This window comes from Frigoribacterium sp. PhB24, from assembly GCF_003755185.1.
GTDB lineage: Bacteria > Actinomycetota > Actinomycetes > Actinomycetales > Microbacteriaceae > Frigoribacterium.
This window is the reverse complement of the sequence record NZ_RKIC01000010.1, coordinates 14,020-35,945: the sequence shown is the minus strand read 5'-3', so window position 1 is coordinate 35,945 and position 21,926 is coordinate 14,020. Positions and strand designations below refer to the sequence as shown.

At 71.8% G+C, this 21,926-nt stretch carries 23 protein-coding genes; 16 read left to right on the top strand and 7 right to left on the bottom strand.

Annotated elements, in window-relative coordinates; genetic code table 11:
• Positions 1-39: 39 nt before the first annotated feature.
• Together EDF50_RS04955 and EDF50_RS04950 are read left to right on the top strand one after the other, a co-directional pair.
• Positions 40-510 carry a MarR family winged helix-turn-helix transcriptional regulator gene (locus tag EDF50_RS04955; protein ID WP_199738635.1) on the top strand — a complete coding sequence of 157 codons (471 nt, stop codon included), beginning with the start codon at positions 40-42 and terminating at the stop codon, positions 508-510.
• A gap of 121 nt (positions 511-631) precedes the next feature.
• Complete coding sequence (locus tag EDF50_RS04950) at positions 632-1,237, top strand: class I SAM-dependent methyltransferase (protein ID WP_123518499.1); 606 nt, start codon at positions 632-634, stop codon at positions 1,235-1,237.
• A 91-nt stretch (positions 1,238-1,328) separates the two neighbouring features.
• On the opposite strand, the gene EDF50_RS04945 is transcribed toward EDF50_RS04950, so the two are convergent.
• A complete protein-coding gene (locus tag EDF50_RS04945) occupies positions 1,329-2,075 on the bottom strand; it encodes a transcriptional regulator (RefSeq protein WP_123518498.1) in 747 nt (248 codons plus the stop codon).
• A gap of 113 nt (positions 2,076-2,188) precedes the next feature.
• Between EDF50_RS04945 and EDF50_RS04940 the strand changes: the two genes are divergently transcribed.
• The 6 genes from EDF50_RS04940 to EDF50_RS04915 are packed head-to-tail and all read left to right on the top strand — an operon-like array spanning position 2,189 to position 7,351.
• Positions 2,189-3,157 (top strand): ABC transporter substrate-binding protein, encoded by a 969-nt coding sequence (locus EDF50_RS04940; protein ID WP_123518497.1) that lies wholly within the window; start codon positions 2,189-2,191, stop codon positions 3,155-3,157.
• The gene (locus EDF50_RS04935) at positions 3,158-4,156 is read left to right on the top strand and encodes an amino acid ABC transporter permease (protein ID WP_123518496.1); all 999 of its coding nucleotides are present in this window, start codon (positions 3,158-3,160) and stop codon (positions 4,154-4,156) included. It abuts the gene before it with no gap.
• The gene (locus tag EDF50_RS04930) at positions 4,153-4,968 is read left to right on the top strand and encodes an amino acid ABC transporter ATP-binding protein (protein ID WP_304999892.1); all 816 of its coding nucleotides are present in this window, start codon (positions 4,153-4,155) and stop codon (positions 4,966-4,968) included. Before EDF50_RS04935 ends, EDF50_RS04930 begins: the two co-directional genes overlap by 4 nt.
• Positions 4,965-6,128, top strand: a complete 1,164-nt coding sequence (locus tag EDF50_RS04925) for an aminotransferase class V-fold PLP-dependent enzyme (protein WP_123518495.1) — start codon at positions 4,965-4,967, stop codon at positions 6,126-6,128. The genes EDF50_RS04930 and EDF50_RS04925 overlap by 4 nt, the downstream gene beginning before the upstream one ends.
• Positions 6,125-6,541, top strand: a complete 417-nt coding sequence (locus tag EDF50_RS04920; RefSeq protein WP_123518494.1) for a Rid family detoxifying hydrolase — start codon at positions 6,125-6,127, stop codon at positions 6,539-6,541. The genes EDF50_RS04925 and EDF50_RS04920 overlap by 4 nt, the downstream gene beginning before the upstream one ends.
• Positions 6,542-6,550: 9 nt before the next feature.
• Positions 6,551-7,351, top strand: coding sequence for an Fpg/Nei family DNA glycosylase (locus EDF50_RS04915; RefSeq protein WP_123518493.1), 801 nt, complete (start codon positions 6,551-6,553; stop codon positions 7,349-7,351).
• A 72-nt stretch (positions 7,352-7,423) separates the two neighbouring features.
• Here EDF50_RS04915 and EDF50_RS04910 read toward each other — a convergent pair whose 3' ends face one another.
• Positions 7,424-7,624: a hypothetical protein gene (locus EDF50_RS04910; RefSeq protein ID WP_123518492.1), complete on the bottom strand. Its 201-nt coding sequence runs from the start codon at positions 7,622-7,624 to the stop codon at positions 7,424-7,426.
• Between the two features lie 168 nt (positions 7,625-7,792).
• On the opposite strand from EDF50_RS04910, the gene EDF50_RS04905 reads away from it, so the two are divergent.
• Complete coding sequence (locus EDF50_RS04905; protein ID WP_123518491.1) at positions 7,793-8,545, top strand: hypothetical protein; 753 nt, start codon at positions 7,793-7,795, stop codon at positions 8,543-8,545.
• Here EDF50_RS04905 and EDF50_RS04900 read toward each other — a convergent pair.
• From EDF50_RS04900 to EDF50_RS04890, 3 genes are all read right to left on the bottom strand, one after another.
• The gene (locus EDF50_RS04900) at positions 8,531-9,673 is read right to left on the bottom strand and encodes an acyl-CoA desaturase (protein ID WP_123518490.1); all 1,143 of its coding nucleotides are present in this window, start codon (positions 9,671-9,673) and stop codon (positions 8,531-8,533) included. The genes EDF50_RS04905 and EDF50_RS04900 overlap by 15 nt on opposite strands.
• A gap of 149 nt (positions 9,674-9,822) precedes the next feature.
• Positions 9,823-10,611 (bottom strand): GAF and ANTAR domain-containing protein, encoded by a 789-nt coding sequence (locus EDF50_RS04895; RefSeq protein ID WP_123518489.1) that lies wholly within the window; start codon positions 10,609-10,611, stop codon positions 9,823-9,825.
• Positions 10,612-10,625: 14 nt separating this feature from the next.
• Positions 10,626-11,345: a GAF and ANTAR domain-containing protein gene (locus tag EDF50_RS04890; RefSeq protein WP_123518488.1), complete on the bottom strand. Its 720-nt coding sequence runs from the start codon at positions 11,343-11,345 to the stop codon at positions 10,626-10,628.
• Between the two features lie 362 nt (positions 11,346-11,707).
• Between EDF50_RS04890 and EDF50_RS04885 the strand changes: the two genes are divergently transcribed.
• Together EDF50_RS04885 and EDF50_RS04880 are read left to right on the top strand one after the other, a co-directional pair.
• Positions 11,708-12,412, top strand: a complete 705-nt coding sequence (locus EDF50_RS04885) for a hypothetical protein (RefSeq protein ID WP_148076758.1) — start codon at positions 11,708-11,710, stop codon at positions 12,410-12,412.
• A gap of 281 nt (positions 12,413-12,693) precedes the next feature.
• Positions 12,694-14,751 (top strand): cytochrome c oxidase assembly protein, encoded by a 2,058-nt coding sequence (locus tag EDF50_RS04880; protein WP_233570349.1) that lies wholly within the window; start codon positions 12,694-12,696, stop codon positions 14,749-14,751.
• A 53-nt stretch (positions 14,752-14,804) separates the two neighbouring features.
• Here the strand turns inward: EDF50_RS04880 and EDF50_RS16565 are convergent, their stop codons facing one another.
• On the bottom strand, positions 14,805-15,011 hold the full coding sequence (locus tag EDF50_RS16565; RefSeq protein ID WP_158612631.1) for a hypothetical protein: 207 nt from the start codon (positions 15,009-15,011) through the stop codon (positions 14,805-14,807).
• Between the two features lie 275 nt (positions 15,012-15,286).
• Here EDF50_RS16565 and EDF50_RS04870 point away from each other — a divergent pair, with 275 nt between their 5' ends.
• From EDF50_RS04870 to EDF50_RS04850, 5 genes are all read left to right on the top strand, one after another.
• Positions 15,287-15,988 (top strand): DUF998 domain-containing protein, encoded by a 702-nt coding sequence (locus EDF50_RS04870; RefSeq protein ID WP_123518485.1) that lies wholly within the window; start codon positions 15,287-15,289, stop codon positions 15,986-15,988.
• Between the two features lie 9 nt (positions 15,989-15,997).
• The gene (locus tag EDF50_RS04865) at positions 15,998-17,239 is read left to right on the top strand and encodes a sensor histidine kinase (protein WP_123518484.1); all 1,242 of its coding nucleotides are present in this window, start codon (positions 15,998-16,000) and stop codon (positions 17,237-17,239) included.
• Positions 17,236-17,889 carry a response regulator transcription factor gene (locus EDF50_RS04860; protein WP_123518483.1) on the top strand — a complete coding sequence of 218 codons (654 nt, stop codon included), beginning with the start codon at positions 17,236-17,238 and terminating at the stop codon, positions 17,887-17,889. The genes EDF50_RS04865 and EDF50_RS04860 overlap by 4 nt, the downstream gene beginning before the upstream one ends.
• A gap of 212 nt (positions 17,890-18,101) precedes the next feature.
• Positions 18,102-19,625, top strand: a complete 1,524-nt coding sequence (locus EDF50_RS04855) for an MFS transporter (RefSeq protein WP_370453967.1) — start codon at positions 18,102-18,104, stop codon at positions 19,623-19,625.
• Positions 19,618-20,598, top strand: coding sequence for an alpha/beta hydrolase (locus tag EDF50_RS04850; RefSeq protein WP_123518482.1), 981 nt, complete (start codon positions 19,618-19,620; stop codon positions 20,596-20,598). The genes EDF50_RS04855 and EDF50_RS04850 overlap by 8 nt, the downstream gene beginning before the upstream one ends.
• 79 nt (positions 20,599-20,677) lie before the next feature.
• Here EDF50_RS04850 and EDF50_RS04845 read toward each other — a convergent pair whose 3' ends face one another.
• Positions 20,678-21,682 carry a hypothetical protein gene (locus EDF50_RS04845; protein WP_123518481.1) on the bottom strand — a complete coding sequence of 335 codons (1,005 nt, stop codon included), beginning with the start codon at positions 21,680-21,682 and terminating at the stop codon, positions 20,678-20,680.
• Positions 21,683-21,926 lie beyond the last annotated feature (244 nt).

The following is a 21,926-nucleotide window of genomic DNA, read 5'->3' as shown; positions in this document are numbered from 1 at the left end:
CTCGCCGACACCGGGGACGATGCTCGGTACCCTGCAATCGTGAGCCCCGACCTTCCCGCAACTCCGGAGAACCACCCGGAGTCCGTCCGGCGTCTCGCCGCGACCCTGCAGACCCTGGACGAGGCGCACCGCCGCTATCGGCTGCACGCCGCCAAGGTCATCGGCATGGGCCACACCGAGTTGGCCGCCCTGCTCACCGTCGCCGACGCCCCGGGACTCACCCCGGGCACACTCGCGCAAGAGCTGCTGCTCAGCACGGGGGCGACGACGGCCGTGGTCGACCGGCTCGAGAAGTCGGGGCACGTCACGCGGAGCCGGCACCCGGGCGACCGCCGCAGCCTGTTCCTGCACCTGACCGCCCGAGGCGAGGGCACCACGACCACGCTGCGCGAGGCGTACCAGTACGTCCTCTCGACCACGGGGACGGACGAGACCATCGCCGAGGCCCTCCCCCAGCTCGACAGCATCGCCGCGGCGCTCGACGCCGCCGCCCGCGAATCCGCGTCCTGACCCGCGCCGGGCCTCCTCGAGGTCGAGGTCGAGGTCGAGGTCGCACCACCGTCGTGTCGTCGAACCATCGCACCCGGTGGTTCGACGACGCAATGGTGGTGCGACTCCTAGGCTGCGGGGCATGGGATCGGACGTCGCGGCGAGCTACGCCGAACGGGCCGACGAGTACGTCCGGCACCTCGGCTCGATGTCGTCGGTGCACCCGGCCGACGAGCACCTGGTCACGTCGTGGGCGGAATCGACCGGCGGCCCCGTGCTCGACGCCGGCTGCGGGCCGGGCCACTGGGCTGGGCACCTCGTCGCCCGGGGCGTCGAGGCGGCCGGCATCGACCAGGTCTCGGGATTCGTCGAGCACGCCCGCCGCATCCACCCGGACGTGCCGTTCGACCTGGGCGACGTCGACGCCCTGCCCTACGAGGACGACGAGTTCGCCGCCGTCCTGGCCTGGTACTCACTGATCCACCACGATCCGAGCACCGTCCGTCGCCCCCTGGACGAGTTCGCGCGGGTCCTCCGGCCGGGCGGCGGCTTGCTCGTCGGGTTCTTCACCGGGTCGACCGTCGAAGCGTTCGACCACGCGGTCACGAGGGCATGGCGCTGGGCGCCCGACCTCCTCGCGGACGAGCTGCGCGCCTCCGGGTTCGTCGTGCTCGAGACCCACACGCGGACCGGACCGCCGTCCGGGCCGAGAGCCCACGGCGCGATCCTCGCCCGTGTCGCACCGTGAACCGAGCATCGCACCGCCCGTTTCGGCGGTGCGATGTCCGGTCGGTGGTGCGAGTCCCGCGTGACCGGCGCCGAGGGCGGCGCAGCGCCCGTCAGCCGCCCTGCCGCACCTGTCGCACGTACCGGTACACGGTCGGCTCGGACACGTGCAGCGCCTCGGCCACCTGGGCCACCGCGCCTTTGAGCAGGAACACGCCGGCCCGTTCGATCTCGCGCACGGCGGCGACCTTCTCGTCGGGTGTCATGCGGTGCGGCTCGACGCCCTGGGCCGCGACGATGCGGGCGACGCCGTCGAGGGCGAGTTCGTCGACGTGCATGCTCAGTCGCTCGGCGACCGGCCCCGACGACGCCGACGACGCCGACGCAGAGCCCGACGCCGCCTCGGGGCCCGGCGTCGCCCCCTTGACCAGCCCGGTCGTCGCCGTGATGGCCGCGAGCAGGTCGCGGGCCCGGGCCAACGGCTCGTCGTCGATGTTGAGGCAGAGCATGCCCACGACGTCGCCGCCGGCGTCGCGGATGAAGAAGGTCGACGAGCGGAACGTGCCGCCCGTGCGCGACTCGGCCAGGTAGTTCGCCAGGTAGTCGCGATCGTCGTGCTCGTGGTTCTGCAACACCTTCAGCACGAGGTCGGTCGCGGGCCCGCCGACGCTGCGGCCGCTCACGTGCCCGTTCGTCAGGGCCACGATCGACCGGCTCAGGTCGCTCGTGTCGTGCAGCACGACCTCGGTCCGCGGGCCGAGCAGCTCGGCGAAGAAGTCCATCAGCGGCAGGTACGGCTCGAACTCGGCGCGCAGGACGCGACCGGCGTCGACCACGGTGGCGCTGCTGGCTCTCGTCATGGCCCCAGGTTACCGGCGTGTAACGAAATCGTCGCACTGTGATAATTTCTTCTCACCCTGCCGATCATTCGGCTAGCTTGCGATGACCGACGACGCTCACGAAAGGCTCGACCATGACCCGAACCCGCTCCCGCTCCGCCCTCTGGGGCACCGTCGCCACGGGCGCCGTCCTGGCCCTGGGCCTGACCGCGTGCGGTGGCCCGAGCGCCCCGCAGCCCGGTGACGCGTCCGGCGACGCCTCGTCGTCGTCCTCGACGATCCCCGACACGAGCGCGCTGCTCGACGCCGTCCAGGTCGACGACGCCCTCGCCGCCCAGGTGCCCGCCGACATCAAGGACAAGGGCACGCTCGTCGTCGGCTCGAACGTGCAGTCGGCGCCCAACAACTTCTACGCGGCCGACGGCTCGACCGTCATCGGCTCGGACCACGACCTCATCACCGCGGTCGGCAAGAAGCTCGGCCTCGACGTCGAGTACCAGAACCAGGACTTCGGCTCGCTCATCACCAGCCTGCAGTCCGGCCGCGTCGACGTCACGATCGCCGCGATGAACGACACGGCCGAGCGCCAGCAGGCGATCGACTTCGTCGACTACCTGACCTCGGGCATCACCCTGATGGTGCAGAAGGGCAACCCCGACGACATCACCGGCCCCGACACGCTCTGCGGCAAGTCGATCGCCGTGGTGACCGGCACCAGCCAGCAGGAGTTCGCCGAGGCCACCAGCACGCAGTGCGAGTCCGACGGCGAGGAAGCCCTCGACATCACGGTCACCGACAGCGACAGCCAGAACCAGACGCAGCTGCGCACCGGCCGCATCGACGCCATCGTGAACGACCTGCCCAGCGCGGTCTACATCTCGAAGACCGCCCAGGACGGCCAGGCCTTCGAGGTCGTCCCCGGCGACGTCATCGACGGCGCCCCCTACGGCATCGGCGTCAACAAGGACGACGCAGCGCTGCGCGACGCCATCGCCGCCGCGCTCGACTCGCTGATCGACGACGGCACCTACGGCGAGGTGCTCGACGCCTGGGGCATCACCTCGGGCAGCGTCACCGAGGCCACCGTCAACGGCGGCAAGTAGGTGGCGACCGCACGACCGACGGGCACCGACCCGGGCGACACGACCCGCGCCTCCTCGGGCGGACGCGACGGCGGGCCCGCCGGCGGCCGCGAGCTGCTGCCCCAGGTCCGCCTGAAGCACTGGGGCCGCTGGGTCAGCGCCGTCGTCATCGTGGTGCTGCTCGTCGCCCTCGTCTACGGGGCGTCGCAGGGCGACATCTCGTACCGTGACATCCCCTACTACCTGGTGTCGCCGATCATCCTGCAGGGCCTCGTCGGCACGATCGTGCTCGCCGTGGTCGCGCAGGTGAGCGCGGTGATCATCGGCGTGGCCATCGCCCTGATGCGCATCTCGAAGAACCCCGTGGCGCAGGCGTTCGCGGCCGGCTACACCTGGCTGTTCCGTGGCCTGCCCGTGCTGCTGCAGATCCTGCTCTGGTACAACCTGGCGCTGATCTTCCCGCGGCTGCAGGTCGGGGTGCCGTTCACCGACGTGGTGTTCGTCGACGTCAGCACGAACGCCGTGATGACGACGTTCGTCGCGGCGTTCCTCGGTCTGGCGCTCAACGAGAGCGCCTACATGGCCGAGATCGTGCGGGCCGGGCTCAAGAGCGTCGACCGCGGCCAGATCGAGGCCGCGCAGTCGATCGGCCAGACCCCGATGCAGCGCATGGCCCGCATCGTGCTGCCGCAGGCGATGCGCATCATCATCCCCCCGACCGGCAACGACTTCATCAACATGCTCAAGGGCACGGCGATGGCGTCCGTCATCGGCTACCTCGAGCTGATCAAGGCGGCGAACAACATCGCGTCGTTCAACCTGCAGGTGATGGAGACCCTGATCGCCGCGGCCGTCTGGTACATGGTCATCGTCAGCGTCGCGAGCGTCGGCCAGTTCTACCTCGAGCGCAGCTTCGACCGGCAGGACCGCCGCCCCGGCGGCCCGCCGAACGCTCGCGCCCTCCGCCGCAAAGTCGCCGCCGACCTCGGCCGCGCACCCCTCGTGAGGAGCACCCCGTGACCACGACGAACACGACGACCGCAGGAGGCGCGGTGCCCGCCGCCGAGGCCACTCCCGTCCTCGAGGCCACCGGCATCGGCAAGTCGTACGGCAGCCACGAGGTGCTGCGCGACGTCTCGATGACCGTGCGCAGCGGCGAGGTGGTCTGCATCATCGGCCCGTCCGGAGCCGGCAAGTCGACGTTCCTCCGCACCCTGAACCGGCTCGAGGAGCCCGACGCCGGCGAGGTCTGGGTCGGCGGCCAGCCCATGGGCTTCGAGCTCCGTGACGGCGTGCTGCACGAGCTGAGCGAGCGCCGGCTCTCGGCGCAGCGGGCGCGCACGGCCATGGTGTTCCAGCACTTCAACCTGTTCCCGCACCTGACCGTGCTGGGCAACGTGCTCGAGGGCCCCGTCCGCGTCCAGCGCCGATCGGCGAAGGAGGCGCGGCGCGAGGCCGTCGAGATCCTCGAGCGGGTGGGCCTCGGCGACAAGGTCGACGCCTACCCCGGCCAGCTCTCGGGCGGGCAGCGGCAGCGCGTGGCGATCGCGCGCGCCGTCGCGATGAAGCCGCTCTTCCTGCTCTTCGACGAGCCGACCTCGGCCCTCGACCCCGAGCTCGTGGGCGAGGTGCTCAAGGTGATGGGCGACCTGGCCCGCGACGGCATGACCATGCTCGTCGTGACGCACGAGATCCAGTTCGCCCGCGAGGTCGCGGACCGGGTCGTCTTCATGGCCGACGGTGGCATCGTCGAGCAGGGGCCGGTCGAGCAGGTGCTCGGCGCCCCACGCGAGGCACGCACGAAGCAGTTCTTGCAGCGGGTGCTGGCGTGACGTCGGGTCCGACGTCGGGCTCGGGTGCCGGCACGGCTGCCGGCTCGGCGCTCGACGTCTACCTCGCGTCGTTCGCCGAACCGGTCGGCTACCTCAACTTCGGCAGTTACGGGCCGCCGTCACGGGACGTCGTCGAGACGATCGGCCGCCTCGCCGCCGCGGCGAGCGCCGGCGTCCCCTCGTCCGGCCTGCACGCCGAGGACGAACGTGCCCTCGCCGCCGTGTCGCGCCTCACCGGGTTCGACCGTGACGGTGTGGCCCTCACCGGCAGCACGTCACTCGGGTTGATGCAGATCGCCTTCGGCCTGCCTCGGGGCGAGGTCGTCGTCAGCGGCGCCGAGTTCCCGTCGAACCTCTACGCGTGGTGGCGGTCCGAAGAGGCCGGCCTCACGACCGTGCGTCCGCTGCCCGCCGTCCCGGGGCAGCCGCTCGCTCCTGTCACGCCTGAGCGCGTGGCCGAGGCGGTCGGGCCCGACACCGTGGCGGTCGCCGTGAGCGCGGTCGACTTCCGCACCGGGGCCGTCGCCGACCTCGCCGGGCTGAGGGAGGCCGTGGGCGACCGTCTGCTCGTCGTCGACGGCATCCAGGGCTTCGGCGTCCTCGACGCCGACTGGACGCTGGCCGACGCCCTCGTCGTCGGCGGTCAGAAGTGGCTGCGGGCGGGGTGGGGAACGGGGTTCGTGGCGCTGTCCTCGCGGGCCCTCGCGCGCCTCCGTCCGGTCCTCGGGGGCTGGACGGGCGTCGAGGGCGCCTCACGCTACGACGGCGTGCCCCACACCCCGCTGCCCGGGGCGCAGCGCCTGTCGGTGACCAACGGGTCGCCGTTCGCGTCGGGGGCCCTGGGCACGGCGCTCGAGCAGCTCGAGTCGGTCGGCGTCGACGTCGTCGCGTCCCGCGTGGCCGACACGGCAGGCGACCTGATCGGCAGGCTCGACACCGCCGGGGTGCCCGTGCTCTCGCCCGTCGAACGGACTCGACGGGCGGGCCTCGTCGTGGCGGGCGTGCCCACGGGCGAGGCCGCGACCGTCGGCGCCCGACTCGAGGCCGCCGGCGTCACGGCGACCGTCCACGGCGACGACCGCGTGCGCCTCAGCGTGCACGCCACGACCACACCGGCCGCGATCGACGCGGCCCTGACCGTCCTGGGAGGACGACGATGACCCCCGACACGAACCCCATCCACGCCGTGCGCACCGATGCGGCACCCGCCGCGATCGGTCCGTACTCGCAGGCCGTCCGCGTCGGCGATCTCGTCTTCGTGTCGGGCCAGCTGCCGATCGATCCGGCCACGGGCGAGTTCGCCGGGCCGGACGTCCGCGACGAGGCGGTCCAGTCGCTGCGCAACGGTGCCGCCGTGCTCGAGGCCGCGGGTTCGGGCATCGACCTGGTCGTCAAGACGACGGTGCTGCTGGCGGACATCGCCGACTTCGCCGTGGTCAACGAGGCCTACGCCGAGGTGTTCCGGGGCGGGGTGCTGCCGGCCCGCGCCGCGTACCAGGTGGCCGCCCTGCCCAAGGGCGCCCGGGTCGAGATCGAGTTCGTCGCGGCGGTCGCCCCGGGGCACGCCGCGTAGCATCGCGGCATGCCCGAGGGTGACAGCGTCCACCTGCTGGCGGCGCGCCTCCGTCCCTCGCTCGTCGACCGCGTCGTCGTCGACGGCGAGCTGCGGTCGGGCGGCCGGGCGGGCGAGTCGCTGGCCGGTCGGCGCATCGTCGAGGTCGACACCCACGGCAAGCACCTGCTGACCCGCTTCGACGACGCCACCACCCTGCACACGCACCTGCGCATGCAGGGGTCGTGGACCCTCACCCGACCCGGCCGTGTCCTGCCGTCACGGCTGCAGCGGCAGGTCCGCGTGCGGGCCCGGCTCGACGACGGCCATACCCTGTGGGGCGTCGACCTGCCTGTCGTCGACCTGGTGCCGACCCGGGACGAGCACGTCCTGATCGGCCACCTGGGCCCCGACCCGCTGCGCCCCGACTGGGACCCCGAGGAGGCGCGACGTCGCCTGGCCGCACGGCCGGACGTCACGGTCCGCGCCGCCCTGCTCGACCAACGTCCGATGGCCGGCCTCGGCAACCTCTGGGCCAACGAGGTGGGCTACCTTCGCGGGGTTCACCCGGCCACGCCGGTCGGCCGGGTCGACCTGGTGAAGCTCGTCGACGTCGCGGCGCGCGCCCTGCGCTTCTCGGCCACGACGCCGGGCGCGTACCAGGTCACGACGGGCCGGACCCGACGGGGCGAGACGCACTGGGTGGTCGGGCGGGCCGGTCGGCCGTGCCTGCGCTGCGGCACCCGCATCGAGGCGCGCGACGACCCGCCCACGCCGGACGGCCGCACGCGTCGGGCCTGGTGGTGCCCCCGGTGTCAGCCCGCCGCATGACGCCGGGCGGTCTCGACCGCGGCGCCGAGACGGGTCGACAGCCTTCGACGACGTGACCCGATGATCGATCGTCTACCGGGCGGCGCGGCCGCGCCTGATGTTCTTCACGTTGAGATGGATCGTGACGAGTGCGCCGGCGAGCGTGAAGTACATGGCCGTCCGGGAGCTGTCGAGCACGAGCAGGACCACGGCGGCGACGGCCACCAGTGACGCGGCGACCAGCAGGAAGATCGAGACGGATCGGTTGACGCTACGGCCGTCGTCGGTGTCCATGGCTCCACACTCTCTCGCCCGACGGCCGAGGTCAAGGCGGTCCGCCGGGCCGGGTCGTGCCGCAGGCGATCGATGTGCTCCTGCCGCAGCGCCATGAGGTCCGCTCGACGCACGTCCGTCCCGTCCCCTCCCTTGGCAGGGTCCCGCCGGCATGGCAGGGTCACGACCATGCAGATCATCGACGACGTCGGGCGGGCCGCCTGGCTCGGGCCCCGGATGTACCGGCTCGGAGGCTGGGCGAGGGTCGGCTCCGTCGCGGGCTACGGTTTCGAGGCCTACGCGCGCATCCTCCATCCCCGGCCCACGGGCGACGGCGCCTGGCAACACCGCCGGTGGGCCGACGTCGCCGCCTCGGCCGGCAAGGTGATGCATCCCCTCGTCCAGTGGGAGCGGCTGCTCGACCTCGACGAGCCACGCGGCGGGACCAGCGACGTCGGGTCGCTCGATCCGCAGGTCCTCGCCGCTCTCGCACCACTGCTGGGGGCCGGGACCACGACACCCGGCGACGCCCTGGCGGCCTACTGGGTCGGCGGCACCGGCCAGGGCCTCGTCGGCCGATCGGTGACCATCGATCGGTACGACTACGTCCTCGTCCAGACCGACACGGCGGAGCTCGCGGAGCCCGGCTGGGGTCCGAGCATCGGCTTCCGGACGGACGAGCCTCCGCAGGTGCTCTGGCCCGAGGACCACGCCTGGGTGCTCGCCAGCGAGATCGACTGGGACTCGACGATCGTGGCCGGCTCCCGAGCGCTCGTCGACTCGATCCTCACCGACGGCCGCTTCGAGGCGTACCCGGTCGACGAGGACTCGGATCTCTCCTGGAACGGCGACACCGTCAACCGTCCCGCGACCGTCACGACGCTCGACACGACCGCGAGATGCCACTCGGACGCGCCGAGGAAGGGCTCATCGAGGTCGTAGCTGCGTGGCCGCCGGGCAGTCGAACACGTCGCCCCCTGCGGCGAGTCCCACGCGGTTGAGATACCGGATGACGATGCCGTAGGACTGCCAGAGCGTCGTCTCGGTGTACGGGATGCCGTGCTCTGCGCAGTGCCGCTTGACGAGCACGCTGGCCTGACGCAGGTGCGGCCTCGCCATGCTCGGGAAGAGATGGTGCTCGACCTGGAAGTTCAGCCCGCCCAGGGCGACGTTCATCAGGGCGCTGCCCCCGACGTTCCGCGAGGTGAGGACCTGCTTCGAGAGGAAGTCCACCCGCGTGCCCTCGGGGATCATGGCCATGCCCTTGTGGTTCGGGGCGAACGACGCGCCCATGTACAGGCCGAACACGCCGAGCTGCACACCGACGAACGCGAAGGCCATGCCGGGGTCGAGCAGCCAGAACAGCAGCCCGAGGTAGACGCCGAAGCGTGCGGTGATCAGGCCGATCTCGTGCCACCGTTTGTCGACGCGTCCCCGACCGACGAGGGTCTTGTACGACGTGACGTGCAGGTTGATGCCTTCCAGCAGGAGGATCGGGAAGAACGCGTACCCCTGGCGGTGCGCGAACCAGCGGGCGACGCCGGTCTTGCCGACGGCGTCCTCCTCGCGGAAGACGATCACGTCCGGGGCGATGTCAGGGTCCTTGCCCACCGTGTTCGGGTTGCCGTGATGGCGCGTGTGCTTGCTCATCCACCAGGCGTACGACATGCCGACGACGCCCGCCGCGAGCACGCGACCGACCCGCTCGCTGGCGCGGCCGGACTCGAACACCTGCTTGTGCGCCGTCTCGTGGGCGAGGAACGCGTACTGGGTGAAGACGACGCCGAGAGCTGCGGCGATCAGCAGCTGGAACCAGCTGTCACCGAGCAGGGCCGACCCGGTCACGACACCTGCCAGGCAGGCGGTGACGAGCACGAACGCGGTCACGTAGAAGCCCGTCCGTCGACGCATCAGGCCGGCGTCGCGCACCTGGGTCAAGAGGGTCGAATACGTGCTCGTCGGTGTCGACGGCGAGCCGGCGACGGTGGGGCGAAACCCGGGAGGCGCGTGGCCGTCCGCCGCGTCCGGTCCGGTCGTCGAGAGGATCGTGGTACTCGTGGTGCTCGTCATGGTGCCCGCCTTCGGCTCGCGTGGGCAACCGACGTCGATCGAGGGAGGGCGGAGGGAGCGCTCGCTCGGACGTGGGCTGCGACGGCGTCCGCGGGTGCGGAACGGGCCGTCAGGTCGCGGCCTGGGTCTCGGGGCGCTGACTTCCGAGGCTAGGCCCCGGGGCCCTCCGTGTTCACCCGGGCGGGTGCATTGCCAGCTTCCGGCGGTTCGGTGAACTCGACGATGACACCGTCCTCGACGATGGCCCGGGCCAGCTCGGCGATCTTGGTCTGGGTCGTGCGGGCCTGGTGCCTGATGAGCCGGTACGCAGCCTCCATGTCGAGGTCGTGCGTGTGGGCGACGACGCCCTTCGCCTGTTCGATGAGGACGCGACTGTCGAGGGCCTTCTGCAGCTGCTGCTTGGTCACCGACAGGTCGGAGACAACCCGTTCCTGGAGGATGCTGATGGTCGCCACGTCCGCCAGCGCCTGCGCGGCGACGGCGTCGGCGGCGTTCATCTCACCCTCCTGGTCTCGGAAGAGGTTCAACGAACCGATCGTCTCGTCCCGCAGCCGGAGGGGGATCGCGTGGACGGCGACGAAGCCGAGCCCCTCGGACGCCGAGGCGAACAGCGGCCACCTCGACCGGATCTCGTCCGGCGACTCGACCGACACGACTCGACCGGTGGTGATGGCCTCGACGCAGGGGCCCTCGTCGGCGCGGAGCTGCATCAGTCCGACGAACTGACTGCGCTCGCTCGTGGACGCGACGACGTCGTAACCGTCGGAGGCGCTGCCGAGGACGATGCCCGCGGCCGAGGCGTCGAACAGCCCGATGGACCGGTCGACGAGCGACTGCAGCAAGCCGATGAGGTCGTAGTCGCGGACGAGACTGCCGGCGACCGCGACGAACGCGTCGACGAGTTGCTGTTCTCGGTGGATCTGTCGTGCAGCGCTCATGGGACGGGGCCCCCTCAGGGTGTCGTGGGCTGGGTGAAGGTCAGGGTGCGGTCGAGGACCCGCTGGGCGGCTTCGTCGACCGTCGTGCCGGTGCTGTAGGCGTGACTGCGCAGCAGCAGGAGGGCGTCCGCCGCCGAGACCGACGCCTGGGCGATCACCATGCCGGTGGCCTGGTGGATCTCGCGACGGCTGAACGTCGCGGGAGCCGCGGCGTCGTCGCCCTGGGCGGCGGCCTGCTCGATCCCCCGGACGAGCAGCGTCCTGCCCACCATCGCGGCCATCCGCTGGACGTCGAGCGTCCGGGTGAGGTCGAAGGAGTGGGTCGTGTCGTCGTAGAGATCGAGCACGCCGATGGGGATGGTGCCGACCGAGAGCGGGAACGAGTACACCGCGGCGAGCCCCTCGGCGATGAGCGCGGACAGCGCGAACGGCCAGGCCTCACCGGTGGCCGAGCGCAGATCGGGCTCCATGACCGCGCGGTGGGAGGCCGCGGCCTGCCACGCGGGTCCTTCACCGAGGTCGAGTTGGATCTCCTCCCACCGGGCGGAGCGAGCGTCGGAGGCGGACAGGGTCTCGACGCCCAGGGGGTCGCCGAGGGAGGACACCGCGGCACCGCTCACCCCGAAGGCGGCGACGAAGGGCGAGGTCAGGTCGGAGGTCCTGTCGGTGGGCTCGTCGCCGGCCGCCCGGGAGAGCGCGATCAGGCCGGCATCGGTGCGGGACAGATCAACCATGGTCCGACGGGAATGCGTTGGAGGTGTGCATGCGGGCCCTCTCTCGCGCTGTCGATGGCGGGGTCGCGAGGTCTTGGCGAAAGCCGACGGGCCCTGAGCATGGCACGTCGACACCACGGGTGGGAACCCCGCCGTCCCCTGTCGCGCGATCCCTCCGAGCCCTCCGAGCCCTCCGAACGCACCCTCGACGAGGGGGTCCGTTCCCGCTACGATCGGGACGTCGGCCGAGACCCCGCTGATGGCACGTCGCACTGTGGTGCGCTCCCCGGGGCCGGTTCCGCCTTTCCTCGTGGTCGCGGCCACCGTCGCATCGCCTGGTGGTCGAGCAGACCTGAGCGGGCATCCGGCACCTGAACCGCCGGATGCCCGCTCTTCTCGACGGCGAGCTCCGCGCCGGAGGCTCCCCCGTAAGCTGGGTGCGTTCGGCAGCAGGTGAGGAGGACGTCGTGGGGTCGAGGTGGTCACGTCTTCTCCGTGGTTCGCTGACGACCGTTCTCGCGCTCACCGTCGCCGCGTTCTCACACGTCGCCGGCGGGGGCTCCGCACCGGGTGTTCTCGGCATCGTGCTCGCCCTGGCCTTCGCCCTCCCCCTGGCTGTCGCGGTGACGGGCGAGAAGCTCTCGGCCGCCCGTCTGTCGGTCGCGGTCGTGTTCGCTCAACTCGCGTTCCACGTCCTCTTCTCCCTCGGTGCGAGCACCACCGCCGTGACGGCGACCGGTGGCGGGCACCACGGTCACGACGCCCTGGTCCTGAGCGGTGGTGACGCTGCCGGAATGGCGGGGATGTCCGGACCGCATGCCGGCCCGTCGATGTGGCTCGCCCATGGCGTCGCCGCCGCCGCGACGGTGGTCGGCATCTGGTTCGGGGCTCGGACCGTTCGGGCTCTGACCGACCTCGCCCGCGAAGGCATCTCGGCAGTCGTCTGCGCCCTGCGGTTCGCTCTCGTGCTCGTCGCCGAACCCGTGCAGCTCCGCACCGTCGTGGCACGGGCGGCCCGTCTCGTCCCCCACGACTCGGGCCTCGCCTGGTCGACCCAACCCGACCGCGGCCCGCCGGCCGTCACCTGACCCGTCTCTCCGCGACGGCACCACCAGGTGCCGCCTCGTGATGCTCGACGCCTCCAGGTGAGGGGCGCGAGCATGTCGCACACCCGCCCCTGACCAGCCCTGCCCGACCACGGCGCGGGGTCGACGGACGCCGGGTGTGACCGTGATCTCGACCCCTGCCCCGGCTCGTGCGGCCGTGGTGGGTGGTCCGTTCGGTGCCGCAGGTCGGCGCCCGTCAGGACGTGCCCCGTGTTCCCCTCCCTTCTTTCGCCGTGCCCGCTCACCCAGGGCGGTGCACTCTCGTGAGCACCCACCCGCCCGAGCTCGACGACGTCGACCTCGACACCGGTGTCACCCCACTGCCGCCGCTGCGCCCCGTCGGCTCGCTGCTCATCGCGTGCGTGCCCCTCGCCGTCGTCGTGACCCTGGTGGGCCTGCTGTTCACCGGTGCCACGACACAGACCCTCATCGTCGACCCCGGAGACCTCGTCACCTACGGCCTCCCGGTCGCCCGGATCGTCCACGACCTCGCCGCTGCCCTGACGATCGGGCTGCTGGTGCTCGCCGCGTTCGCCCTCCCCGGGCAGAACCGGGCCCCGGGCGTGCTCGGCTCCACCCAGTTCACCGCCGTCCGGTGGGCGTCGTGGGCTGCCGCCGTGTGGCTCCTCGCAGGGAGCGTCGTGATCGTCCTCACCGCGGCGAGCGTCATCGGCGTGCCCCTCACGGACCCCATCTTCCGCCGCCAACTGCTGTTCTTCGCCACCGGCCTCGAGCTGGGTCAGTCGCTGCTCGTGTCGACCGTGTGCGTGCTGGTCGTGTTCGTCATCACCTACCTGACCCGCAGCGTCTCGTGGACCGGAGCCGCCGCAGCCCTCGCCCTGCTCGCCCTGCTGCCGCTGTCGCTGTCCGGGCACGCGGCCGGCAGCGACGAGCACGCCAACGCGGTGAACAGCCTCGCCATCCACCTCCTCGGCGTCACCGTCTGGGTCGGCGGGCTGGCGGCGCTGGTCCTCCTGCGGACGAAGGTCCGCGGCGGCCTGCCCGTCGTCGCCGCCCGGTACTCGGCCCTGGCCGGATGGTCGTTCGTCGCCGTCGCGCTCTCGGGCGTCGTGAACGTCTCGCTCCGCTTCACCGGGATCGGCGACCTCGTCACGACCGAGTACGGGCTGCTCGTGTCGGCGAAGATCCTCATCCTCGTCGCCCTCAGTGTCGCCGGCGCCCTCCACCGACGCCACGTGATCCCGGGCCTGGTCCGGGAGCCCGCCCGGCGCCGGGGGTTCGTGCGGCTGGCCCTGGCCGAAGTCGTCCTGATGGCGGTGGCCATGGGAATGTCGGTCGCGCTGTCCCGGAGCGCGCCTCCTGTGCCTCAGACCTCGATCGCGAACGTCGACCCGCGGTCGTCGCTCATCGGGTTCACCTTCCCCGAACCGGTGTCGGTGTCGCGCATGCTGACCGCGTTCCACCCCGACTGGGCGTGGCTCGCGATCGCCGCGGTGTTCGCCGGCCTGTACCTCGCCGGGGTCGTCAGGCTCAGGAGGCGCGGTGACCGCTGGTCAGCGGCGCGCACCGTCCCCTGGGTGGCCGGCTGCGTGATGCTCGCCTACGCCACCAGCGGTGGCCCGGGCGTCTACGGTGCGGTGCACTTCAGCACCCACATGATCCAGCACATGCTGCTGATGATGTACGTGCCGCCGCTGCTCGTTCTCGGAGCCCCCGTCACCCTGCTGCTGCGCCTCGTGCCGGCCCGGCGGGACCAGAGCCGCGGCGTCCGCGAGTGGGTGCTGCTGCTGACCCACTCCCGCTACGCCCGGCTCGTGACCCACCCGATCGTCGCCGCGGTGGTGTTCGCGGGGAGCCTGATCGCGTTCTACTACACCGGCTGGTTCCGGTGGTCGCTCGAGACCCACCAGGGGCACCTGCTGATGACGGTGCACTTCCTGATCAGCGGATACCTGTTCTTCTTCGTCCTCATCGGCATCGACCCCGGTCCGAAACGACCCCCGTACCCGATGCGGCTGATCATCCTGCTGGCCACGATGGCGTTCCATGCCTTCTTCGGACTGGCGATCATGTCCGGCACCGAAGTCCTCGCCCTCGACTGGTGGCACGCCCTCGACGCCACCGACGACACCGCGCTCCTCGCCGACCAGGTCACCGGCGGCGGCATCGCCTGGGGCACCGGCGAGCTCCCCGTCGTCCTCGTCGCGCTGATGGTCGTCCGCCAGTGGTCGAGGTCCGAGGAGCGCGCCGCGAAACGCTACGACCGCAAGGCCGACCGCGACGACGACGCGACCCTCCGCGCGTACAACGACCAGCTCGCCCGCCTGAACGGCACCGACACCCCGCCGAGAGAGTCATGACCCCCGGCACCCCCTGCCTCCTCCACACCTCGACGGGGTGGCTGGGGTAGCGATCACGCGCCGCGAGCCGGTGAGGACTCGCGGTCGCAGGCGGTCTCGAGCGGCGGGAGGCGGACGGAAGACGATCGGCGGCGGGCGGACGCGGGTCGCTCGCTACCGGCGCGGGCGCTGACTCCGGTCATGCCACGGGAAGCCGCGCAGGAGGCGCTCGAGCGGACGGAGGCGAACCGGTTCAGGCCGGCGATCGGACTGGGGAGCATCGCCACGATGATCCACACCGTTCACCGAGTCGGTGGGCCTGAGCGCTCTCGCGTCGGCCTCGGCGAACCACCCTCGTTCTTCGAACATGACGACCTCCGTCGGTTCCGAGAAGCATCCCAGTGGAACGGGTCGCGGTCAACGAATGTTCATCGGCACGACCGTTGGCGGTCATGGCCCTGGCGGCACTCGTCCGTCGTACCGCGGTACCACTCGGCCATGCCGTCGGTACCACGATCCGACGCGGGGAGACGAGGTGCGTTCCTAGCGTCGGAGGATGACCCAGCCCCGCCTTCGGACCGACCATGTCGGTCGTGCTCTCGCCCTCGTGGGCTGCTGTGCTGCCACGCTCGGAATCGCACTGATCTGGTTCGCACGCAGCAGCGTCGACCGGCCTGTGTACGTCAGCGAGCTCGGTGCCGACGGTGAACCCACGGCGGCGCTCTTCGAGGCGGCCCTGCTGCTCGTCGTGGTCGCCGGCGCGTGCGTGGCGTGGGCCGGGCGGGGGCTGCGCTCGTCGCTGCCCGTGCTCGGAGCCTGGACGGTGTCCGGGTCGATCGGGGCGGCCTCGCTGCTCTTCCTCGTGGCCTCGCAAGTACCGTGCACGGCGGGGTGCCCCCTGCCGGTGGGACCTGCGGCGACCGTGCAGGACGCCGTGCACACGTCCGCGGCGGTGGTCGCGTTCGGTGCGGCCTGTGTCGCGATGCTGCAAGCAGCGTCCGCATCCGGGACGCGCCCGTTGCGCATCCTTTCGGTCGTCTGCGGTCTGGCGGTCGCGGGCATCGCCGCGACCGGTGGCCTCTTGTCCGTCGCGGGGGTGGCGACCGACATCGGCGGCTGGCTCGAGCTGGTCGCGACCTCGACCGCGATCTCGTGGTTGGTCGTCTTCGGCGCGACGTCGACGTCAGGAAGCGGACCGGCCACCCGCCCTGGCGTGTCGTCAGGCCGCCCGCGCACGACGACCGACGCGTCTGCGTAGGGTCGGACCATGCCCGACCGACACCCCGCCGACGTGTCCGCGGAGTCGGGACCCTTGGCACCTCCCCGACCTCCCGGGCGCGTCCGCACGTCGATGAACCGGCACCCGGGCGTCGTGGACGCCGCCCTGGCCGTGACGTACCTCGTCGTCACCGGCTTCGGCCTGGCCAGCGAATATCTGGCGACCGGGGTCGGGCGCCCGCTCGCGGCCGACCTCGCGGTGACGGTCGCTCTGGTGGTGGCCACCGTGGCGCTGTTCTTCCGTCGTCGGCACCCGATGCCGACCTGGGGTGCGCTCCTGACGACGACGGTCGCCATGGCGTTCAGCGACGGCGGTCTCGACCCCGGCGGGGTCTCGCTGGCCCTGTACGCCCTGGCCGTGCACCGCTCGTCGCGCAGCGCCTGGCTGGGGTTCGGCGTCACCGTGATCGTCGGTGCCGTCACCGTCCCGGCAGCCGCGCTCCTGCGTTCCGACACCGGCGACGTGAGACTCGTGAGCCCCCTCTTCGTCCTGGTGACCCTCGTCGCCGTGCTGATCGGTGTCGCGGTCGGCGGCAGGCGTCGCTACGTCGCCGCTCTGATCGACAGGGCCGAGCGGCTGGAACGCGAACGGGACCAGCGAGAGCGCCTCGCGACCGCAGCCGAGCGGGCCCGCATCACCCGCGAGATGCACGACATCGTCGCCCACGGCATCTCGGTGATGGTGTCGCTGGCAGACGGCGCGGACGCCCTGGCGGAAAAAGACCCGGCCCGGTCCCGTGCCGCCCTCGGCGACATCGGCGACGTCGGCCGTCGCTCCCTGACCGACATGCGGCGCCTGCTCGGGGCCCTGGGAGGCGACGAGACGGTCGACCTCGGCCCGGCGCCCGCGGTCGCCGGCATCCCCACCCTCGTGGAGTCCTTCCGGGCGGCCGGTCTGCCGGTCGCACTCGAGGCGTCCGGTACGCCGCCGCGCTCCGAGGCGGTCCAGACCGTCGTCTACCGCATCGCGCAAGAGGCCCTCACGAACGCGCTTCGCTACGCGGACCGACCCGAGGAGGTGCGTGTCGCCATCACCTACGGGCCCCCGGTCTCGGTCGTGGTCACCGACGACGGTCGCGGGGCGACCGAGGGGCGGTCACCGCTGGGCTCGGGCCGCGGACTCGTCGGCATGCGCGAACGCGCACGGCTCTACGGCGGTTCGGTCGAGGCAGGGCCGCGATCCGGCGGCGGGTGGCGGGTCGCCGCCGTGTTGCCCGAGGTGGAACGATGAACACGATCTCGGTGCTGCTCGTGGACGACCAAGAGCTCGTCCGCCGCGGGCTCGCGATGATGATCGACTCGACCGACGACCTCGTCGTCGCCGGTGAAGCGTCTTCAGGCGACGAGGCCGTCCACCTCGCCGGCGAGCTGGCACCGGACGTCGTGGTGATGGACGTTCGCATGCCCGGCACGGACGGCATCGAGGCGACACGGCGGATCGTTCGACGGCAGCCGGCGAGCCGCGTCTTGATCCTCACCACCTTCGACCTCGACGAGTACGCCTTCGGAGGGCTGCGTGCCGGGGCGAGCGGGTTCCTGATCAAGACGGCGCCCCGGGTCGAGCTGCTGGCCGCCGTCCGCGCCGTCGCGGCTGGAGACGCCGTGGTGTCACCCCGCGCCACGCGCGCCGTCCTCGACGTCGCCGGGCCCCGCCTCCCCCGCGGAGGGGCTGGCACACCTCCTCGCTTCGAGGCTCTGACGGAACGGGAGCGGGAGGTCTTCCTCGCGGTCGCGCGCGGGCTCACGAACCCCGAGATCGCTGAGCAGTTCCTGCTCAGCGAGTCGACGGTCAAGACCCACGTGAGCCGGGTGCTGGCCAAGCTCGCGCTGCGCGACCGGGTGCAGATCGTGATAACCGCCTACGAGTCCGGACTCGTCTAGTTCCGTCGTCCGCGACGACGGCCCGAGGACCCGGCGAACCGGTGCCCCCTCTCCTGTCGACACTTCGCCCCAGCGGCACGAGTCGTGTGCTTTCTCCATGGCTGCAGCACGTGTATGGTGTGCGTCACCGAGGTAAAACGCGTCGCCCCTGGCACGCAACCGCACGCGGCATCGAACGAGTCGCCACTTCTTCCTCGAAGGAGTGCGCCACCGTGTCCCCCAGTACCTCTCTCTCCCGTCGTCGAGCCTCGGTCGGTGCCACGCCACCCCGGCTGTCCGACGCGTGGATCGCCCTGGCCGGGCTGTCCGCTGTGTTCCTGTTCGAGATGCTCGACACCTCGGTCCTCAACGTCGCCCTGCCGACGATCGGTCGCGAGTTGGGGTCGTCGACGACGGGCCTCCAATGGGTGTCGGGCGCTTACGCGGTCGCCTTCGGCGGGCTCATGCTGCTCTTCGGTGCCGTCGCCGACCGGGTGGGGCGACGCCGCGTCATGCTCGCGGGCCTCGTGCTCCTGGCCGTGGCGAGCCTCGCCACCATGGCGGTCACGACCACCGAGCAGCTCATCGCGGTGCGCGTGCTGACGGGCGTCGCCGCGGCGATGACCACACCCGGGTCGATGGCGCTGGCGTTCCGGCTGTTCGATGACGAAGACCTCCGCGTCCGGGCTCTCACCGTCATCTCGACCGCAGGGCTCGTCGGCCTGGCCGTCGGCCCGACGGTCGGCGGGTTCGTCCTCGCCGTCGCTCCGTGGCAGGTGCTGCTGCTGGCCGACGTGCCGATCGCCGTGCTGGCGTTCGTCGGCATCCGGTGCGGTGTCGCTCGGGACGAAGCGGGAGACCTGCGGCGCGTCCCCGTCGACGTGATCGGGGCGCTGTCGGGCACCGCGACCGTGGCGGGACTGCTCGTGACGCCGACCGTCCTCGTCGGGCCGGCCACCGCCTCCTCGTGGGGGTGGGCCGCCATCGTGCTGACCGTCGCATGCGGCGTCGGGTTCGTCGCGCGCCTGCGGACGGCGCGGCACCCGGTGGTCGACCTGCACCTGCTGGCCCGCCCCCTGGTGTCGAGCGGCCTGGCGTTCAAGGCCGCGTCGGGCCTCGCCGTCGCCGGGCTGTCGTACCTCGTGACGCTGCAGCTGCAGTTCGCGTGGGGGTGGCCGCCGGCTCTGGCCGCCGTCGGGACGCTGCCCCAGGTCGTCGTACTGCTGGCCGGGGGCCGCCTCGTGGGGCCCGTCGTGCAGCGGGTCGGCTTGGGCCGTGCTGCCTGGATCAGCGCGGCGGCGGTCGTTTCGGGCCTCGCGGTCTTCGGCGCCCTGAGCCGCCACGGGTACGTCTGGGTGCTCGTCGCCCTCGTGCTCGTCGCCGCCGGCATGCGCGTCGTCGGCGTCGTCGCGGGCGCCTCCGTGCTCACGGGCCTGCCCGCCGACCGCACCTCGGTCGGGGCGGCGCTCGTCGACACGTCCAGCGAGCTCGCCGGAGGCGCTGCGGTCGCCGTCGCGGGCACGATCGTCGCGGCGTTCGTCACCGGCAGCATCACGACCACCCCGTGGACGGCTCCGCGGCTCGCAGGCTTCGAGGACGCCCTCACCGTCGCCGGACTCGGCCTCGCCCTCGTCGCCGCAGCATTCGTCGTGGTCGGGATTGCCCGGGCACGAGCCGCCGACCCCGTACCCAGCACCACTGAACCTGCCCCCTCGACCACCGTCACCCCCACCACCCAGGAGCCCTCTCGTGCCTGACACCACCACCCTGCCCCGCCCCCCGTTCGACCCCGAGTTCGTGCCCTTCCTCGAGGCGATGGACGCCCGCGGCCGCTTCCACCTCACGACCGAGATGCTGCCGCGGATGCGCGAGCCGGACATGACGGAGGCGCGGCTCGACGACGGGCTGCGCGCCCGCGGTCTCGAGAGGCGCAGCATCACCGTCCCCGGACACCGCGGCGACCCGATCGCCCTCGCCGTGATCCAGCGCATCGGCCGCACGGGAACAGCGGCGTGCGCCTACGCGATCCACGGCGGCGGCATGGTGTTCGGCCACCACCTCGGCAACCTCGATTCGTACGACGATTGGTTGCTCGTGCACGACGTCGTCCTGGTCAGCCCGGACTACCGCCTCGCACCCGAGCACCCCGACCCCTACCCGGTCGAGGACTGCTACGCCGGCCTCGTCTGGACCGCCGCGCACGCCGACGAGCTCGGCATCGACCCCGACCGCATCGTCCTCGTCGGCCAGAGCGCCGGCGCCGGCCTCGCCGCCGGAACCGCGCTCCTCTCGCGCGACCGCCACGGCCCGGCCGTCATCGGGCAGGTGCTCGTCAGCCCCATGCTCGACGACCGGGACGCGACCCTCTCGGCCCGACAGTTCGAGAGCGTCGGCGTGGCCGACCGGGAGATGACCCGGTTCGGCTGGGACGCCTACCTCGGCGACCGTCGCGGCGGTGACGACGTGTCGATCTACGCCGCTCCCGGCCGAGCGACCGACCTGTCCGGCCTACCGCCGGCGTACGTCGACTGCGGTAGCGCCGAGGTGTTCCGTGACGAGACCGTCGCCTTCGCCGGCGCGCTCTGGGCGGCCGGCGTGCAGGCGGAGCTGCACGTGTGGCCGGGCGCGTTCCACGGGTCGACGAGCATGATGCCGGACGCGACCCTGTCGCGCCGAGCCGTCACCGCCCTGCGCGACTGGACCGGGCGCCTCCTCGACCCCACACCCTGACGGCATCCCGGGGCGGGCGTCCGAGATGGCCAGCTCTGGGCCCACCCTGGAGGACGAGCGCGCGACCCGAGCGGTCGTGCTAGCGACCAGCGTCGAAGGGGATGCCCGCGCGGACGCGGCGGCGGGCCTCTTCTCCACCGATGGCCAGGATGTGGCTGATCCCGACGGCCAAGCCGACGATCACCGTCCCCAGCAGGCGGTCGGCGTGGCGCAGGACCACGAAGTGCTCCATGGTGGGGTGCGGCGTGGTCGTGAAGCCAGGGGCGAGATCGCTCGGCCATGGCCGCCCACGCTGCGCGCCCTCGGGGCGCCAGGCGACGTGGTTCGCCGTGGTGAGGTACGCATCGACGACGTCGAAGGCGGGCGTGACCACCAGCAGACTGTTCCAGTCGTTGCTCTTCTCCTCGCGCTTGTGCACCAGGAAGACGTCGCCGTCGACGGCGACGCGGTTGCCCCCGCTGGTGTACTGGCCGTAGGCGACCCAGTCGCTGTGGAGGTCGACGACGTCGTTGCCCTGACGCATCCAGGTATCGAGGGCCGCCGGCAGCCGGAAGGGACGTTCGAAGCCGGGCACACGGTGACTGAAGGGTCCGGTCTTCGGACCTGTGAGGCGCGGCCCATGGAGGAAGGTGTCGGTGATGTCCTCCAGGTCGAACCGGAACACCTGGCTGAGGTAGGCCGCAGTGCGGTCGTAGCGGGGCGTCATGGGGATCTTGAAACGATGTAGGAGTCCGTTCTCGACCCAGAGGAGCTGTCCACCGAAGTAGTCGTCTCCGTCGAGCGTGAAACCAGGGGCCAGGACGCTGGCGTGGCTGAGGAAGTGAGAGGCAGGCATTCCTCGGGCCTGACGCACTCGTTCCCCGTAGTGCAGTGCGAGGTACTTCTCGACAGGCCCTAGGTGCCGTGAGGACAGAAGCCACGTACGACGCTCGCTCGTCCCCTCAGCCGTCACGCCGTCGCTGTCTGCACCGATGACCCAGGTGTCATCGTCGAGAACGATGGTGACGCTCTGCTCCGCGCTGGTAACGGTGCCGCCGACCGCGGCCAGGTAGTCGCGGATGGTACTGCTGAGTGCGATGCTCACACGGACCTCCTCGGTCGAAACGAGCGATAGCCGGCGGAGAGCACGGACCACTGCGACTCATCGCGGGCGACGACCGGGCGAACACGAACAGTCATCCTCCAAGCCTAGGTGGCCACATCATGACCTCGCCCGCGGATGGATCGGCTGCGGAAGATCCCCCTACGGGTGGCCAGAACGGAGCCGTGGCGGAAGCTCAGTGCAGCTCGGTGTCTTTGAGGGCGGCTTGCAGGACGCGGATCGTGTT